This is a genomic window from Aeribacillus sp. SP014 (genome assembly GCF_054055575.1).
In genome coordinates, this window is sequence record NZ_JBSRXI010000001.1 from 527077 (window position 1) to 544270 (window position 17194).

19 protein-coding genes are annotated in these 17194 nt (G+C 40.1%); 7 read left to right on the plus strand and 12 right to left on the minus strand.

Annotated elements, in window-relative coordinates; translation table 11 throughout:
• Nucleotides 1–545: 545 nt before the first annotated feature.
• A complete protein-coding gene (gene speE / locus ACVIJU_RS02710; RefSeq protein ID WP_063389065.1) occupies nt 546–1394 on the minus strand; it encodes a polyamine aminopropyltransferase in 849 nt (282 codons plus the stop codon).
• 150 nt (nt 1395–1544) lie between these two features.
• On the opposite strand from speE, the gene ACVIJU_RS02715 reads away from it, so the two are divergent.
• The 5 genes from ACVIJU_RS02715 to ACVIJU_RS02735 all read left to right on the plus strand — a co-directional run bounded on the left by ACVIJU_RS02715 (nt 1545) and on the right by ACVIJU_RS02735 (nt 4869).
• Nucleotides 1545–1850 carry a YwdI family protein gene (locus ACVIJU_RS02715; RefSeq protein ID WP_063389064.1) on the plus strand — a complete coding sequence of 102 codons (306 nt, stop codon included), beginning with the start codon at nt 1545–1547 and terminating at the stop codon, nt 1848–1850.
• Nucleotides 1851–1930: 80 nt separating this feature from the next.
• Nucleotides 1931–2302: a DUF423 domain-containing protein gene (locus tag ACVIJU_RS02720; protein ID WP_063389063.1), complete on the plus strand. Its 372-nt coding sequence runs from the start codon at nt 1931–1933 to the stop codon at nt 2300–2302.
• 285 nt (nt 2303–2587) lie between these two features.
• Nucleotides 2588–2743 carry a cytochrome c oxidase subunit 2A gene (locus ACVIJU_RS02725; protein WP_117016867.1) on the plus strand — a complete coding sequence of 52 codons (156 nt, stop codon included), beginning with the start codon at nt 2588–2590 and terminating at the stop codon, nt 2741–2743.
• Nucleotides 2744–2758: 15 nt separating this feature from the next.
• Nucleotides 2759–3232: a cytochrome c oxidase subunit II gene (locus tag ACVIJU_RS02730; RefSeq protein WP_063389062.1), complete on the plus strand. Its 474-nt coding sequence runs from the start codon at nt 2759–2761 to the stop codon at nt 3230–3232.
• Nucleotides 3229–4869 carry a b(o/a)3-type cytochrome-c oxidase subunit 1 gene (locus ACVIJU_RS02735; protein ID WP_063389061.1) on the plus strand — a complete coding sequence of 547 codons (1641 nt, stop codon included), beginning with the start codon at nt 3229–3231 and terminating at the stop codon, nt 4867–4869. The genes ACVIJU_RS02730 and ACVIJU_RS02735 overlap by 4 nt, the downstream gene beginning before the upstream one ends.
• A gap of 383 nt (nt 4870–5252) precedes the next feature.
• On the opposite strand, the gene gerQ is transcribed toward ACVIJU_RS02735, so the two are convergent.
• From gerQ to hemQ, 3 genes are all read right to left on the minus strand, one after another.
• The gene (gene gerQ / locus ACVIJU_RS02740; protein WP_063389060.1) at nt 5253–5696 is read right to left on the minus strand and encodes a spore coat protein GerQ; all 444 of its coding nucleotides are present in this window, start codon (nt 5694–5696) and stop codon (nt 5253–5255) included.
• Nucleotides 5697–5706: 10 nt separating this feature from the next.
• A complete protein-coding gene (locus ACVIJU_RS02745; RefSeq protein WP_063389130.1) occupies nt 5707–6084 on the minus strand; it encodes a cell wall hydrolase in 378 nt (125 codons plus the stop codon).
• Nucleotides 6085–6689: 605 nt separating this feature from the next.
• Nucleotides 6690–7457 (minus strand): hydrogen peroxide-dependent heme synthase, encoded by a 768-nt coding sequence (hemQ, locus tag ACVIJU_RS02750; RefSeq protein ID WP_063389059.1) that lies wholly within the window; start codon nt 7455–7457, stop codon nt 6690–6692.
• A 225-nt stretch (nt 7458–7682) separates the two neighbouring features.
• Between hemQ and pta the strand changes: the two genes are divergently transcribed.
• Nucleotides 7683–8657: a phosphate acetyltransferase gene (gene pta / locus ACVIJU_RS02755; RefSeq protein ID WP_311066666.1), complete on the plus strand. Its 975-nt coding sequence runs from the start codon at nt 7683–7685 to the stop codon at nt 8655–8657.
• A 76-nt stretch (nt 8658–8733) separates the two neighbouring features.
• Here pta and ACVIJU_RS02760 read toward each other — a convergent pair whose 3' ends face one another.
• The 5 genes from ACVIJU_RS02760 to ACVIJU_RS02780 form a co-directional block, all read right to left on the minus strand.
• Entirely contained in the window at nt 8734–9240 is a 507-nt protein-coding gene (locus ACVIJU_RS02760; protein WP_063389058.1) for a YwhD family protein, read from the minus strand.
• 15 nt (nt 9241–9255) lie between these two features.
• Nucleotides 9256–9918 (minus strand): site-2 protease family protein, encoded by a 663-nt coding sequence (locus ACVIJU_RS02765; protein WP_144597598.1) that lies wholly within the window; start codon nt 9916–9918, stop codon nt 9256–9258.
• A 100-nt stretch (nt 9919–10018) separates the two neighbouring features.
• Nucleotides 10019–10537, minus strand: coding sequence for a YwgA family protein (locus ACVIJU_RS02770; protein WP_063389056.1), 519 nt, complete (start codon nt 10535–10537; stop codon nt 10019–10021).
• Nucleotides 10538–10554: 17 nt separating this feature from the next.
• Nucleotides 10555–11880: an HD domain-containing protein gene (locus ACVIJU_RS02775; RefSeq protein WP_063389055.1), complete on the minus strand. Its 1326-nt coding sequence runs from the start codon at nt 11878–11880 to the stop codon at nt 10555–10557.
• 177 nt (nt 11881–12057) lie between these two features.
• A complete protein-coding gene (locus tag ACVIJU_RS02780; protein WP_063389054.1) occupies nt 12058–12282 on the minus strand; it encodes a DUF1450 domain-containing protein in 225 nt (74 codons plus the stop codon).
• A 182-nt stretch (nt 12283–12464) separates the two neighbouring features.
• Between ACVIJU_RS02780 and ACVIJU_RS02785 the strand changes: the two genes are divergently transcribed.
• The gene (locus tag ACVIJU_RS02785) at nt 12465–13142 is read left to right on the plus strand and encodes an RsfA family transcriptional regulator (protein WP_066251351.1); all 678 of its coding nucleotides are present in this window, start codon (nt 12465–12467) and stop codon (nt 13140–13142) included.
• A gap of 230 nt (nt 13143–13372) precedes the next feature.
• Here ACVIJU_RS02785 and ACVIJU_RS02790 read toward each other — a convergent pair whose 3' ends face one another.
• The 3 genes from ACVIJU_RS02790 to ACVIJU_RS02800 all read right to left on the minus strand — a co-directional run bounded on the left by ACVIJU_RS02790 (nt 13373) and on the right by ACVIJU_RS02800 (nt 17185).
• A complete protein-coding gene (locus tag ACVIJU_RS02790) occupies nt 13373–13987 on the minus strand; it encodes a PH domain-containing protein (RefSeq protein ID WP_456687213.1) in 615 nt (204 codons plus the stop codon).
• 19 nt (nt 13988–14006) lie between these two features.
• Complete coding sequence (locus ACVIJU_RS02795; protein WP_456687214.1) at nt 14007–14840, minus strand: lipoate--protein ligase family protein; 834 nt, start codon at nt 14838–14840, stop codon at nt 14007–14009.
• A 284-nt stretch (nt 14841–15124) separates the two neighbouring features.
• Nucleotides 15125–17185 carry a transglycosylase domain-containing protein gene (locus ACVIJU_RS02800; protein ID WP_456687215.1) on the minus strand — a complete coding sequence of 687 codons (2061 nt, stop codon included), beginning with the start codon at nt 17183–17185 and terminating at the stop codon, nt 15125–15127.
• Nucleotides 17186–17194 lie beyond the last annotated feature (9 nt).

Below are 17194 nucleotides of genomic sequence, written 5' to 3' on the forward strand. Positions count from 1 at the left end.
TTTCCCCAATTGGGGGAGAAATGATTATTATGAAACAAGCCGTTTTTTCCGCAGTTTTTGCGGGATTAGTTGTTTTAGTAGGTGAGTATATTTCACAAATAGTTTCATCAAGTTATCAAAATACCATTTGATGATTGGCATCCCATTTATTTGTAAACTGTTTGAAAAATAAGCAACATATCATATTTTAGACTTTCTGATAAAGTCGCTAAATGAAGTAAGTGGAGAAAACAGCTCGTTTTTCTTCATTGGCTTTTGTATTTTTGAAAGTAGCTGGCGAATACCAGCATAGGCGAATTCCCAGTTGCAAAAGAGATTTTATCTAAGTGAGAGGTGCTTTACCATCGCCTCTCACTTTTTGCGTTTCTTTAAGCAAATTCTCGTCTTTGTCTGATTGCAATATAATTATGTACTTTATTTTGCAGCACACAGTTCTTTCTTTATTGTTCGTTTGACGCTTGCATTTTTACTAGAAAGTATGTTTTTTTGTCAAAACAAATAGAGGCCCAAAAAGCCAACTTTCAATGACTTTTGGGCCAGCTCCATTATTTCAATGCTTGCTGCAAAAACTCAGGAAGCTTAAAGCACCCTTCGAGAATAGCTTGATTTACATATTTTGTATCTTTCGAAAAATTGTCCGACTTTACATCTTCATATTTTTTCGATCCGATTGTAAAGCTCCATAGTCCTCCCGGATATGTAGGAACAACAGCTGTGTATAGTTTTGTAATCGGGAATAAAGATTGAATATGGCTATAAGACCGTTTTAAAACATCCAAGTGGAAAACAGGCGATTGACTTTGGCATACCATGAGGCCATCGTCTTTTAACGCTTTATATAGGTTGGTATAAAAATCTTTTGAAAACAGCTGTTCTGCCGGTCCAATCGGGTCAGAAGAGTCAACAATGATCACATCGTATTCATTTTGTTTGTTTTCTACATATTTCACGCCGTCAATAAATAAGAAATTTACGCGCGGGTCGCTTAAGTTTCCTGACACTTCAGGCAGATGCTCCTTGCATGCGGAAACGACAAGCTCGTCAATTTCCACCATATCGATTTCCTTCACTGAATCATATTTGCATACTTCTCTGGCAACACCGCAGTCTCCGCCGCCGATGATCAGCACTTTTTCCGGATTTGGGTGGAGATTGAGCGGGATATGGGAAATCATTTCATTATATATATGCCCATCAATAGAAGTGGTTTGCACAACTCCATCTAGCACTAGCATGCGGCCAAAATCATATGAATCCAATACCATAACATGTTGAAAAGGGGATTGCTTTGAAAAAAGCACTTCTTTGATTCTATAGCTGATTTTTAAATTTTCTCTTTCATCTTCTGTTAACCATAAATCGCCGTTTATTGTTTGCAAATATTGATTGTCCATCTGCAGGCCCTCCTTGTGCTCAAAAATTCCTTACTTATTGTAACAAGTTTGTTATGAAAAGTGAATGAAGCAGACAAGTTTGTCAATAAGGAAAAAATCAAATATGATAAAAAAGCAAGATCATTATCTTTCAATAAGGAGCGATAGGAGTTGAATATACCGGTCTCAAGCATAATAGGAAAAATGGAGGAGGAACTGAAAAAGGCAAAGGCAGCAGGAACACCTCATGATCTAAAAGCCCGGCTTCTTGTCATCCGTTCTTTATGTGATGTTATTTTGGATCAACAAGAGGAAAATTATGATTTTTCAGCTATTCAAGAGCCAAAAAGCGAAAGTGAAATAACTCCATTAGAGCTGGAAAAAATGATCGGAAATGCAAACAGCAAAACGCTGACAATGAAAGAACGTTTGTTGGTCGAAGACGATGCAAATGGAGAATCTATTTTTGATTTCTAACAAAATCTTGTCATCTGTAAAATCTTCATTTAAAAAAAACGGACGATAAGGTAAGATGAAGGGAAAAAGGGGTGAAGATGATGAAAATATTTTTCATTCTTGGAGCCGTCGGTGCTTTTTTGTCTGTAGCTTTAGGAGCATTCGGCGCCCATGGTTTGGAAGGGAAAATTCCGCAAAAATATTTGGAGACATGGCAAACAGGTGTACAATATCAAATGTTCCATTCGATAGGCCTTTTTGTCACGGCTCTGTTTTTGCAGCAGCATCCGCAGGCAGGCTATGCAAATTGGGCCGGGTGGCTGATGCTCATCGGTATTCTCCTGTTTTCCGGAAGCCTGTATATATTAAGTGTGACGCAGATCAAAGTGTTAGGTGCAATTACGCCGCTTGGAGGCATTTCATTTTTAATTGCATGGGTTCTTCTTGCTGTTGCTGCAGTTAAATATATGTAAATATAAACGTCTGTCTACTATATCGGGACAGGCGTTTTTTGTGCAAAGAAATGAAAGGGTGACCTTCTTAACCGATTCAAAGGTCATAGCCAGAGCTTTATCCAAAAATGTGTCCCGTTCATTTTGGCTCCTAGCTTCCTAATGATAGAAGATTCAGTGTGAATGCAATGTTTTTTTGTTCAACATACTGTCAAAAAGTACTATGGAAAATGTGATTTTTTTCACAGATTGACTAACGTAAGCTAAACTACAATTTTTTTAAAAGAAGAAAAGGTGGTGTTATGGGTGGCAAAAGAATTCATCTCCGATAAAAAAGAGCAGGAAATTGCTCAAAAGAAAGAATATTCGTTATTTGGCACTTTTTTATCCGTTCTTATGCTGGCTCTTTTTTTAATACTTTCTTGGTTTGGAGTTTACTACTTATTTATTCAACGATTATAAAGGAGGGGGATCATCTTGCATTTGCACAGACTTGAAAAGGTTTGGCTATTAATAGGTATAGGTACGCTTGTGATGTTTTTAACAATCGTGGGCATCAGTGCATTTGCACAAGGTCATCATCCGCCGAGTGATCTGACCACATTGGATCCGCAAAAAGTAGACACGACAGAGCCGTTTAATCAACCAGGCTTAAAGAAAATTGGAGACAACGAATACGAACTTGTTATAGTTTCTCAAGCTTTTGCCTTTATGCCGAATGACATAAAAATACCGGAGGGAGCAAAAGTTCATATTATCGTGACAAGCAAAGATGTTGTTCATGGCCTTGAAATCGTTGGCACAAATGTAAACATGATGGTGACCCCGGGACATGTGAATTCGCTTACACATACATTTCATAAACCCGGCAGCTATTTAATAATTTGCAACGAATATTGCGGTACTGGGCACCAAATGATGAGCACGAAAATTGAGGTGACAAAAGCATGAAAAATACAGCGCTTCACCCAAACGATGGAAAGCTGGCGCTCGCCCATATTGCAGTTGGTTATATTGCATTGTTTTTAGGAGCGATTGCCGGGTTATTGCAGGCTTTTGTTAGAAGCGGAACGCTTGAGCTTCCGGCAGGGATCGGATATTATCAGCTTTTGACTGCTCATGGCGTTTTGTTGGCACTTGTTTTTACAACATTTTTTATCATTGGTTTTTTATATGCTTCCATGAGTCGGACGACAGGTGATTTAACTCCGTTTGCCAAAAAGTCGGCTTGGATCGGCTTTTGGCTTATGACGATTGGAACAGCGATTACAACGGTTATGATCTTATTAAATAAAGCGACCGTTCTATACACTTTTTATGCACCACTTAAAGCATCGCCATGGTTTTATATCGGTCTGACGCTTGTTGTAGTCGGCAGCTGGGTAAGCGGAGCTGGCATGTTTAGCCAATACGCTGTCTGGAAAAAGAAAAATGAAGGAAAGCCGTCTCCTCTATTAAGCTTTATGGCAGTTGCCACAATGATTTTATGGATCATAGCAACATTGGGCGTAGCAGTAACGGTATTATTCCAGTTTATTCCTTGGTCCTTCGGGTTAGTCGATAAAATCAATGTGCTGTTAAGCAGAACACTTTTTTGGTATTTCGGCCATCCATTAGTGTATTTCTGGTTATTGCCTGCCTATATGTGCTGGTACGTCATCATTCCAAAAATAATAGGCGGGAAAATTTTCAGCGATTCGCTTGCAAGACTGGCGTTTGTACTGTTTGTTCTTTTTTCCATCCCAGTCGGCTTCCATCATCAAATACTAGAGTCTGGGATCACTCCGTTTTGGAAGTTTTTGCAAATTGTGTTGACGTTTATGGTCATTGTTCCATCTTTAATGACAGCTTTCGCTTTGTTTGCAACATTTGAAATAAGCGGAAGAGAAAAAGGGGCCAGCGGACTGTTTGGCTGGGTGAAAAAGCTTCCGTGGACAGATGTTCGCTTTTTTGCACCGTTTATGGGAATGCTCGTTTTTATTCCTGGCGGAGCAGGCGGAATCATTAATGCAAGTAACCAAATGAACCAAGTCGTTCATAACACTTTATGGGTAACAGGACATTTCCATTTAACAGTGGCCACCACTGTAGCGTTGACGTTTTTTGGTATTTCCTATTGGTTGGTTCCTCATTTAACAGGCAGAACGTTAACACCGCGATTAAATAAATTAGGGATCATTCAAACCGTTTTCTGGTGCATCGGTATGTTCCTAATGTCAGGAGCCATGCATACAGTTGGTCTGTTTGGAGCTCCTCGGCGGACCGCTTATACAACATATGGAGACCATCCGCAGGCGTTGGAATGGATGTCTTATCAAACTATCATGGCGGTTGGCGGAGCCATCTTATTCGTTGCCATTTTGATGATTCTTTATATTGTTATAAATTTGGCAGTGGCTGCTCCAAAAGGAACGGAAGAATTTCCAGTTGGTGAAGTTCATGAAGATGCGGAAAAAACGCCATTGCTTCTAGAAAATTGGAAAATTTGGATCGGTCTGTCTGTTGTGCTAATTGTAATCGCTTATACAGTACCGGTCATCGATATCATTGAAAATGCACCAAGTTCACCGGGATTTAAATTCTGGTAGAAGAAACTGGGCGTGGAATTTTCACGCCCGGTTTTTTTTATTGCTATGGATGCGGAAAATGCCCTAGATGAAATGGGGGAGGTAATCGGAAATTTTTTCTGAATCTCGATTATACGTTTTAAGTCGAAGGGAAAAAAAGCTTTATTGGCCGTTTTTGAAATTTAAGTGCTTTTATTTATATAAGTAAGATCGAAATGAAAATAAAAGCTCATAGAAAAGCTGAATAACCTTGCTTCATTAAAGAAGCAAGGCTGCTTAGACTTCTGTCCTGCTTAGACTTCTGTCTATTTGACAAGGAAGCTAGACAAGGGCAGGGCGCTGTTCAAGAAATTATAAAGCGTCTTGCAGCATTCCTACCGGCCTCTCTCTGTCTAGCGTTTTTCTTATCTTGGTGGATAAGAAGCGAGACTTTGAGGGGATGTATATACGATTTCCTCATCGAAAGTGACGTAATTCAAAAAAACCATCAGCAATAAATATCGCCTTCCTGTTTGCGGGTCGCTTAAAATGAGATGATCTCTTCCGGCAGCTTCAATGACGCCGCGAAATACTTTCGCCGGCCATTCAGGATTGTTTTCAAAGGTCATGTATACGGTGGCCAATTTCCCTTTATTTAAGCGCAAAATGTTTTCGACATAGGATTCTTCAAGCGGAAGCATTCCGGGTACAGCTTGACCGCTGGTGCCGCTTGGTTGAGCTGAGGGAGGGGCGCCGATAACAGACCCGCTGGGCGCGTAAAATCCGTACGGATAGGTTGGCTGTACAGGAGTAACTGCAGGAACTGGATACCCCTGCTGCTGCCGTTGGTTCTGTTTTTTGTTGCTCATGTTCAACCTCCTAAAATCTATATACGCTTGGGCAAACAGATTGTGCAGGAATATAAAAACAATGGGATTTATATCGTCCTGAGTTATATTGGTTATACCATGTAGCAGGGCAATCGCCATATGGCTTAAAAAACCACAAAGCAGTTTCTGCAGGACTGTAGCGGTTTCCTTTCAAAACTTTTCTTGCTAAGTCTATTTCATTTTGCCTTGCAGCCTGATAAAAATATCCTTTCTGTGTGGCTTCGAAGCCTCCGGGGCTTTGAAACACCATACTGCGAACGGTGCGTATATCCTTAAAGTCTAAACAATCTGCAAGGACACGGTTGACACCGACATTGCCTACAAGAAGCATGCCTAAATCTCCGTCTCCTTCTGCTTCAGCTCTCATCAATCTGGCCAATAGCTTTACATCTTCTTCAGTATGTGGGAATTACAGCCATTTTTTCACCTGCCTTTTTCTTTAAAAAGACATTGCCTAAATAGTAATCTTTCATTCCAATGTATGACGATGAAACCTTTTTTATGACATTCGGAAAAATTCCCATTCCGACATCTTTGTTCTGTATAAAAGAAAAAAAGAAGCTTATAAAGTATGAGGGGCTGTCTAATAAGTCTATTTTCCGGCTTATAGACGCCCCTTTAATGTTTTAGAAACACTGATATATCAATGCTTATGATGTTTTATTTTCAGTGGATTTTGACTGGACAGCCCCATATTTTGAGAAGTGGCATATATGTATTCATCCATGGCGCTTGGCATGGTGCATGGTGTTGGGAAAAGTCACCCTCTCGCCCATTCTTTCCATTGAAATTTTTCTTCAAATCTCCCCGTACTTTTATTTTGTTGCACGTAAGAAAGAGATAAATCGTGATTTGTTACACTTCCTGCACAACATGACCTTTTTCCGTACACATTAAGCATGTCAGCTAGGATTTCTTACTCACTATGGGCGCCCTTCAGCAGAAAAAACCAGTACTGAAAGCAGTACTGGTTTATACATGTAAAAATGCTGCAATTTTTTCAGGATGCAAAATGTTGCCGACAAAGAAAGAGCCAAATTCGCCGTATCTGGCGCTTACTTCATCAAAACGCATTTCATATACGAGCTTTTTAAACTGCAAAACATCATCAGAGAAGAGCGTGACGCCCCATTCCCAGTCATCAAATCCGACAGAACCGGTAATAATTTGTTTTACTTTATCTCCGTACTTGCGGCCGATAAGTCCGTGGCTTCTCATGAGGCTCCGGCGCTCTTCCATCGGCAGCATATACCAATTGTCATTGCCTTGACGGCGTTTATCCATCGGATAGAAGCAAACATATTTTGATTTCGGCAAAATAGGATATAGTCTAGATCGGATATATGGATTTTGATACGGATCTTCATCATTTCCGCCGCCTACGTAGCTGCTCAATTCCACAACGGAAACATATGAATAGGCAGGGCTTGTATATTCAGCCAGTTTTGTTTTATTAAATTCCGTTTCAATTTCATTCAATTCTTCCATCGTTGGCCGGAGAATCATGATCATCAAATCTGCTTTTTGTCCAACGATCGTATATAAAGCGTGGCTGCCTTGTTGGTCTTTTTCCACTGCACTCCATTTTTCTAACAAATTCAGAAATTCATGAATAGCTTCCTGGCGTTCATCGCTAGATAAAGTTTTCCAAGCGCTCCAATCGATCGAGCGGAAATCGTGCAAACAATACCAACCATCGAGCGTTTCAACGGCTTCATTTGAACGAACTTCTTCACTCATTTTCGTCACCTCTCATATTGGCTATGTACAAGTTTACTATACCACAGTTTAGGGGAGAATATCCGGGTAAAACAGTATGACAATTATGTGACAGAAAAAAGTGCTGTTGAAAGCGCTATGATGAAATTTTTCATTTTAAATTTAAGAGCAGGTGGGGTATGCTAAAAGTGAATGGAACAATTCATGTTAAAAGAATGTTTTAAGATTAAGGAGGCTGACTTTGTTTTGGCAGACATTTTTGCAGCATTGAAAAATAAAATATCGGGAAAAAATATTAAAATTGTTTTTCCTGAAGGATTGGATGAGCGAATTTTAACAGCAGTTTCCCGATTAACAGAGGAAAATTTGTTACAGCCCATTTTAATTGGGGATGAAACAGAAATTGAAGAAAAAGCAAAGAGTTTAAATATTTCTGTTGCAGGTGCAAAAATATATAATCCTGCCAATTACAGTGGAATAGAAGAGCTTGTTCAAAGCTTTGTTGAACGCCGCAATGGAAAGGTGACAGAAGAAGAAGCACGGAAGCTTCTTTTGGATGAAAATTATTTTGGCACGATGCTTGTTTATAAAGGGGAAGCGGACGGGCTTGTGAGCGGTGCTGCACATTCAACCGCAGATACAGTGCGGCCGGCTCTTCAAATCATTAAAACGAAACAAAACGTGAAAAAAACATCAGGCGTATTCGTCATGGTTCGTGGTGAGGAAAAATATATATTTGCTGATTGCGCGATCAACATCGCTCCAACCAGTCAGGAGTTAGCAGAGATCGCTATTGAAAGCGCGAAAACGGCAAAAATGTTTGATATCGACCCTCGCGTTGCTATGCTCAGCTTCTCGACAAAAGGTTCAGCAACATCCCCGGAAACAGAAAAAGTGGCAAAAGCAGTTGAATTGGCAAAAGAAATGGCTCAGGACTTAATATTGGACGGAGAGTTTCAATTTGATGCAGCTTTCGTGCCGTCTGTTGCGGAAAAGAAAGCGCCGGGATCTGTAATTAAAGGCGATGCCAATGTATTTATATTCCCGAGCCTTGAAGCTGGAAACATCGGCTATAAAATTGCACAGAGACTTGGAAACTTTGAAGCGATCGGACCGATTCTCCAAGGATTGAATGCTCCAGTGAACGATCTTTCTCGCGGTTGCAACGCTGAAGATGTATATAAATTAGCGATAATCACAGCCCTTCAGGCGCTTGCATAAACAAAAAGCAGGGAATTTTCCATCAAAAATTCCCTGCTTTTCACATTTTTTGCTGAATCAACAACACCTTCCGCTTCTAAACAGAAAGGCTTTGCTTTAATTCATCGCTTGAGCGCTCCCACATGCCTTCATCATGGTTTCGAAGAAAATCGGAAAGAACTTTTTTCGAGCTTTCATCCATGTGGTCGACAATGATGTTCCGTTTTAGCGATTTATCCATGCGGTTTACGTGTTCAGGCAATGATTTATAACCTCGTCTTGCCTCGCGATCAACAGTCATATAACAGGCAGCAACCCCGGCATAATATGGCCCATCTTCTTTTCTGTCAATTGTTACCCATACAAGCCAATACGGTTTTCCGTTCGGAACGTCTTCTTTCACATGAGTAAATTTAATGCCGCGTTCTACCTGGCTCCTTGCATGCATTGCGCCGATATCTACAAATGCCGTTTTTTCCTCGATGTCAATGAAGACAGGGGAAACATTTTCCAGGCTAAGGGTGCCTGCTCCAAAGCCGCGATGGCCGTCAGTTGGATCGTTTTTAATAATTTGGAACTCGACCTTTTTCTTTTTTTCTGTCATGTAAACATCCCTCCTTTAAAAGAACGGTTGTAAAACGAAATGAAAAAGAGTGATAACGGCTCGGCTTCCCCAATTAAATATCGGATGAATAATATATTGATCCAAAGGGGTGATAACAATAATTAAAAAAATAAGCACTCCGTAATTTTCATATTGAGTAAGCTTGGCGCGGATGTCCGGCGGGGCTAAATCTTCAATGATGCGATAACCGTCAAGCGGCGGAAACGGCAATAAATTAAAGATAAACAACATAATATTTAATGATATAAGAATATTAAAAAATTGTTCAACCATTCTGGCTCCATCATAAGATAAGCCAGCAAATAATCCAAACGAAAAGAAAAAGTTCAGCAGCAAAAAAGCGAGAAAGGCAATGAATAAATTGCTCAATGGACCAGCTACAGATACTAATACCCCGGATAAGCGGGGATTTTTAAAATAGAAACGATTCACCGGAACGGGTTTTGCCCAACCAAACCCTGCCAAAAATATTAAAAGAGTACCGATCGGATCTAAATGGGAGATCGGATTAAGGGTCAGCCTCCCTTGATTTTTCGCTGTCGGATCTCCGAACTTATAGGCAACAAATGCATGTGAAAATTCATGGATAGTGAAGCCGACGATCAAAGCAATAATGACAAACGGTATAACTTCTAAATCGTAATATAAAAACGGCAAAAATGCGCCCTCCTATTCTAACGATTTCCTTTGCTTACAGTATACTATAAAAAGGTTGAAATACATAAAAAGGATTTTCTTCATTTTTTTAGGGGAAAATTCAGCTGATTTTTGCACTGAATTTGTGATCTTGCAATCGTTGAATAAATTGATAAGCTTCCTCCACTTCCTCATCCGTATAACGCTGCTTTTTTTTGAGCGTGAATACTTTTTCCTTCACTTCTTCCTTGTCCAAATGATCAAAATATAAAATGGTTGATACAAGTTCTAAAAAACGTGCTGATTGGGCGTTTAATTCATTTATGCAATTCTGCAGTTCGGGCATGTCCAAATCGTAATGGCTTAAAAATTCCTGCCCCGACTTTGTAAGGGAATATTTGTATTGATAATAGCCGCCTTTTTTTTCTTTTACTTCATTGATAAAGCCCATGTTGCAAAGCTCTTCAATGCGAAGCGTCAACTCTTCTGAATACGGCCCGTAAAAATGGAATTCGTATTTTTCATAAAAGGGATAATTAAGTTTTTTTGCTATAAATATAATTTTTTGCAGTTTTTTTCGTCCGATGATCTCTTTCGAAGCGGACAGCACTTTCATTAATTTTGCGTGTTCGGTTAACACACCCTTCATCTCCTCACCTACAGAATAAATCCATCTTTGTCAGTTAGCTGCAAAATTTCTAAAATTTGTTTTTTCAAGTTTCGTTTCTCCGAGAAATCTTTTAAAAAATCAAGAGGAAAATATAATTTATGATCCGTTCTCCGCTTTCCGGTAATGGCGTCCACAATTTCCGACTCTCTTGAAAGCTCCCGTATTTCCCCGTTTGGCATGAGCAAATGGATCGGCAGCCGTTCTTCTTCCTCGCCCGGTCGGTAAAAATCGTACGGAAGATCTGAAGACGAGTCGACAACAAGATAATATTCCGGATCAATGCCTGCTTTTTTGAACAAATTCGTTAGTTCAATCAGCTTCATCAATTGTTCATTGGACGGTTGAAACTCCACATATTTAAACAGGCGCCTGTTTATAAATCTGTTGCACAGATCGCTTAAAATCGGATCCTTTTCCTTTTGCCATTCTTGGAAATAATAAAGGATGATGGATTCGTCTAATTTTAAATAATCTTCGACTGTAACATCTCCTTTGAAAATCGAATAAAAATGGACTGGATCTGCTTGGAATGAATAATTATTTTCATACAGAGCTTTTGCTCGATGGAGAATTTTGGACAAAATGACTTCAGCGCTTCTCGTTACTGGATGAAAATATACTTGCCAGTACATTTGATATCGGCTCATAATATAATCTTCGACAGCATGCATGCCGCTGTATTTAATGACGACTTGATCCTCTCTCGGCCTCATCACACGCAAAATGCGTTCCATGTCAAAATGGCCGTACTGAACGCCTGTGTAAAAAGCATCTCGTTGCAAATAATCCATTCGGTCGGCGTCAATTTGGCTGGAAATTAAGCTGATAACCTGCTTATTTTTGTATGTTTTCGCAATGACCTCTGCCACTTTTTTCGGGAATTCCGCCCCTGCATTTGAGAGAACACGGTTTATTTCTGTATTTCCTAAAATAATGGCTTGGGTAAAATCTTCGTGATCCAGATGGAAGACCTTTTCAAACGAATGAGAAAAGGGACCGTGTCCGACATCGTGCAAAAGGGCAGCGCATAAGCTTAGCAGCCTCTCATCTTCGTTCCATTCCGGTCTCCCGCGAAATACGTCATCAACAATTCGGCGGACGATCTCATAAACGCCTAATGAGTGGTTGAATCGGCTATGCTCCGCACCGTGAAAAGTTAAAAAAGTTGTCCCGAGCTGGCGGATGCGGCGCAGCCGTTGAAATTCTTTTGTCCCGATCAAATCCCAAATGATTTTATCGCGAACGTGGATGTAACGGTGAACCGGGTCTTTAAAAACTTTTTCTTCTGGCAGCTTTTCACTTGCATAGGTCATTTTCTTCCCTCTTCCGTTTTGACATGATTATATTATAACTTGTTTAAATTCAGGTGAACACCTCGTTTTTTAAAGTGCGATTCTAAACAGACACAAAGGAAAATCGGGTCCATGTCGTTCAACAACCTTAAATAAAAAACCGCCTCAGGAAGCATTCATTCCTTAAAAGGCGGTTTCTTATTTTTTAAGCTTTGCTTTCACTTTTTCTATTAACTCTTCTTCCGTTAACGCAGCGACCGGACGGTTGTTCACAAATACAAACGTTTTCTTTCTTCCGGGCCCGCAGTACGATTGGCAGCCGATTTCAATTTTAGCATCGGGATCCAAATTCTTTAATTTCGGAATAAGCGATTTTAAATTTGGCGCTTTACAATCGTCGCATACACGGAACTCATTTGCCATCCTTTTGAACAATCCTTTCTTCATGAATAAGCACTATCGGGTAGTATACCTTGTCTGTTTTTTGAAATCAAGTACAGCGCTTTTCTGTAAAAATCTACTATCCTTGTATATATTTTTAATCTTTTGGGAAAAATGATGCTAGAACAAATAGTATTATTCAAGAATAAGGGAGTTGAGAGTGAATGAAAACAAGACAGGATGCTTGGACAGAAGAAAACGATCTGCTATTAGCAGAAACCGTTTTGCGGCATGTCCGTGAAGGAAGCACGCAATTAAACGCTTTTGAAGAAGTTGGTGATAAGCTGAACCGCACGTCGGCCGCCTGTGGCTTCCGCTGGAACGCCGTTGTGCGCCATAAGTATGAAAAAGCTTTGCAGCTTGCAAAAAAACAGAGAAAGCAGAAAATGAGAGCGCTTGGGAAAGGCCAGACTGCAAAGAAGCGATTGCTTTATACGCCGCCTGAAGCGTCGCCTGGTGATTTTACTGAAGTAAATGCGGTGCAAAATTCAAAGAATTATAATCATCCAGAGCTTGCAGCCAATTCAAAAGTGGAACTGACAATGGATAGTGTAATTGAATTTTTAAGAACTTACCAAGGGAACAGCGAACATATCGAGGCTTTGCAGCAAGAAAACGAGCGTTTGAAAAAAGAAAATGAAGAACTGATTAAGAAAAACGAAGAGTTGGAGAAGAAGGTTGCCAAGCTTGAGGAAGAATCGAAAACAGTTCAAGAAGACTATGAAACACTTATGAAGATTATGAACCGCGCTCGAAAGCTAGTTCTCTTTGAGGAAGAAGAACGTCCGACAACAACGTTTAAAATGGATCGAAACGGCAATCTAGAAAAAATGGCGGAATAGCGGAAGACGCTCCGCCTGCGTTTTTTAAAGGACAAAGGGCGGCAGCCTGATCTTATTCAATATTGGAATAATAGCCATACAAAAAATAAAATGGGATTGCGGCATTATCCGCAACATACTAAAAAGTAGCAAGCATTCGCCAGCTACTTTCAATCAAACATACAAAATCAAGTAGAGAAACGGTTTGTTTTTCTCTGCTTGATTTATTTTTTAGGCACTTATTTAGTGTTTTATTGCTGGATAAAAAGGTCAAACACAAACCCGTAATCTTTTAAATTGTATTGCTTTTTCGCATTCATCAGCCAATTGAACGCAATATCGTTAATTTCTTTAAATTGCTCGGAAATATTGCTTTCATTTATGCGGTTGTTGGTGAAAACAGAGGCGGCCATTTGCAGGCTTTGTTTTGCATACTCCATATAATTGTCATGATCGTTTGAAATTTCTTCTATTTTAATCAACGCTTTATACAAATCTTTTAGCTCTTCTAAATGTTTTTTATGAACATCAATGGAAAAAGGCGTGTTTCCAATTTGGAATTTGATTTCTACATCTAAATCAATAGTCCCTGCCGTTTCAAGCAAAACGTTTGAAATGCGGTGGGTATAGTAGTCATACCGCTTTAAAGTTCGTTTTTTGCTGACAGCGCTTGTGCCGTCAACATGGATTAACGCTTTGTTTGTGAAACAATACTCGTCGGTTTTCGACTTAATGAGGAAGTAGATTTTTTCCCCATCCTCATGCATGACATAATCATCCGCGTCCACTTTATCATAATCCTCCGGCTTGATCACCGTGCCGATATCACTTAATCCTAAAACATCAGAAGCTACTTTTTTAAACATAACATTCTCCCTTCCCGATTTAAATATTAGGCAAAAATTTTTCATTCCGCTCTATCATTCTTATGAAGTTTGCTTCATACAATTCCAGTTCAAAGTCGGTTAAATTGGAGGAATAAATGCGGCCGCTCAAATGTTGTAAAGCTGCAAAAAGGTCGTGCACCACATCCTGGACGGTTAACTTCACCTTTAATAATTCATGTAAAGACGCCATCGTGCTCGGATTTACGTTTGGGAACTTGAAATGTTCGGCTTCTCCTTTTGCCGCCTTGTCATAAAACTGTTTAATCACGTTTGCGCGCGCTGCTCCGCTTCCTGTGATGCATAAATAAATTTGAACCGCTACGCCTCTCTTAAGACGGCGCTGAGAAATGCCGGCAAATTTTTTGCCGTGAATGCTGAGGTCGTAGCTCCCGGGACAATATGAACCGACAATTTCTCCTGCTTCGACTTCTGCACCATACGGTTTCAAGATGAAACAGATTAAATCCTTCATTGCATCATAACCACGGTTAATGTCAATTCCTTTTTCCTTTTCCGGTAAAATGATCGATACGTTTAAAATCCCTTCATCCAAAACAACAGCCAACCCGCCGGAATTTCGAACGATGACTTTATATCCTTGTTTTTTTAAAAAATCTACTCCATCTTTTAAAAACGGGGCTCTTGTATCTTGAATGCCGAGAACAATCGTATCATGATGCACCCAAGTGCGGACTGTCGCGGGGGACATGCCGCTCCCGACTGTCGTGCACAACGTATCATCGTAAGCGAATGATTGCTTGGCATCAAAAAAGAGTCCTAAGCTTGAATGATCGATGATTCTCCATTCCGGCTGTTTTAATAATTCGTTCATTGCTGTGATAATCCTTTCAGTCGTGTGTTTTTAAGCATGAAAAGGATAGTAGAAATCGGCTATTTCGTTTATTTTTCCTCAGATTCTTCGCTGAAGCTTTCGAAAAATATAAGAGCTGTAGCATACATGTAATCGGTCGATTTCTACAAAGACTGGCCTCTTGTTATGACATCTGAATATATATCGTCCTTTTTTATAGTATATCATAGGAGCTGCATCTTCTTTGAAAAATAAATAAGGGCTTGCGTCAAGACTATGCGCAAACCCTTATTTTGCCTATATGTCTAAAACCACGGCATAAGCCTTCTCCATAATGGTTCATCCTTTTTTTTCCGCCCGCTGTTTTTCGGCTCTTCCATATTGTCGAGGTGCTCCATGCAATATTTTGTTGGTTCCGTGCCTTTCACATAATACGCAAGGCGGGAGACGGGACATTCTTTCGTCGCTAAAAGCCCGTTTTCCGGATTGACATAAACACCGACAACTCCTTCAGGCGGCTTAAATTGTTTTACAGGTTCATGTTTCAACGCTTCTTCCATAAAGCCGGCCCAAATTTTTTTCGAATAGGCTCGTTCCTCGACCATGTCAATCGTCTTTCCTTTGTCATAACCTGTCCATACACCTGCTACGAGCTGCGGGGCAAATCCGATCATCCAGCTGTCAGTCTTTGTCGTCCCGGATTTCCCAGCAAAAGGCCTTGATAGTTGATCGATAATGTTTTCCCCTGTAACAGTTGTATAACTGTTTAGCTTTCGATCAAACATGCCGGTCATTAAATGTGCGGTGATAAAGGCTGTTTGTTCATTTAGAATTTGCTCCTTTTTAACATTTGCCTCATACAAGACTTTTCCATTTTTATCAATGATTTTACGGACAAATATCGGTTTTATTTTTTGACCGCCGTTCGCTAAAATGCCGTAAGCGTTCATGAGATCGAGCGGCCTTACGGGAGAAGTTCCTAAAGCTAGCGACGGAACCATTTTAAAATTTTCTCCGATTCCAAAAAGCTTTCCCATTTTTATTAATTGATCCATACCGATAAACATATGGGTTTTAACAGCATAAATATTATCGGACAAAGCAAGGGCTTCTATTAATGTAATTTCATCATTTGCGTAGTAGCCATTGTAGTTGCCCGGGGAATACGTGTTTGTTCCATTTTGAAAATGGAACGTTGTCGGCTCGCTTTTCAGCGTTGTGGACGGCGTAAATCCATTTTCCAAGGCTGCATAATATAGAAACGGCTTAATCGTTGAACCAGGCTGACGTTTTGCCTGAGTCATGCGGTTAAAAGGGCTCTCTTTATAATTCCGTCCGCCGATTAGAGCTTTTACCTCGCCTGTTTTCGGATCGATTGCCGAGAAGGCAACTTGGATATCCGAGTCTTTCCTCATGACTTTTTCTACGGTCGATTCAGCAATTTTTTGCAGATTTGGATCAAGAGTAGTAAAAATTTTCAGACCGGCTGTTTCAATTAATTGGTGGTCCTGCAATATTTCTTTTACTTCTTTCATAACCTCATCTTGAAAATAGGGGGCAAACTTTTCTGTTTTGGTGTTTTCGTTCGTTTTGAACGTTAATTTTTCCTTTGCAGCCAGTTCACTTTCTTTTTTTGTAATTAACCCTTGTTTGACCATTGTCTGCAAAATCATCTCTTGTCTTTTTTTTGATAAATCATAGTTCACCATCGGTGAATAGGAGTACGGTCCTTTCGGAATGCCGGCAAGTAGAGCGGCTTCGGCGAGCGTCAAGTCCTTTGCCTTTTTGCCGAAGTAATAACGGGAGGCCGCCTCGACCCCGTAGGCTCCGTGTCCATAATATATTGTATTTAAATAGCCTTCTAAAATTTTTTCTTTCGAGTAGTTCATCTCGAGCCGAATGGTATAAAAAGCTTCTGTCATTTTCCGAGCCCACGTTTTTTCAAATCCAAGATATAAATTTCTTGCGTATTGCTGGGTGATCGTGCTGGCTCCCTGCACCTTTGCCATCGCTTTGAGATCGGCAACGGCAGCACCTGCTATTCGTTTAAAATCAAAACCGTGATGATCATAAAAATTTTTGTCCTCAATAGCGATTGTCGCATTGATTAAATAGGGTGAAATTTCATCAAGCTCCACCCAAAAACGGCGGCCGCCGTGATGCTCCTCACCGATTTTCGTTCCGTTGCTTGCGTACAATACAGTTGATTGCGGCACAACAATGGAAGGAGCGCCTTGTACTTTAGCCGCAATCAAAACAACCGCAATACAAATAGCTGCCGCAGCAAAAACAAAAAAATGAATAAAAAATAATGCCCGGATTGTTTTGATGGTAAGACGAATGCCTTTTGGCGTCATCGCTTCCATTTCCATCAC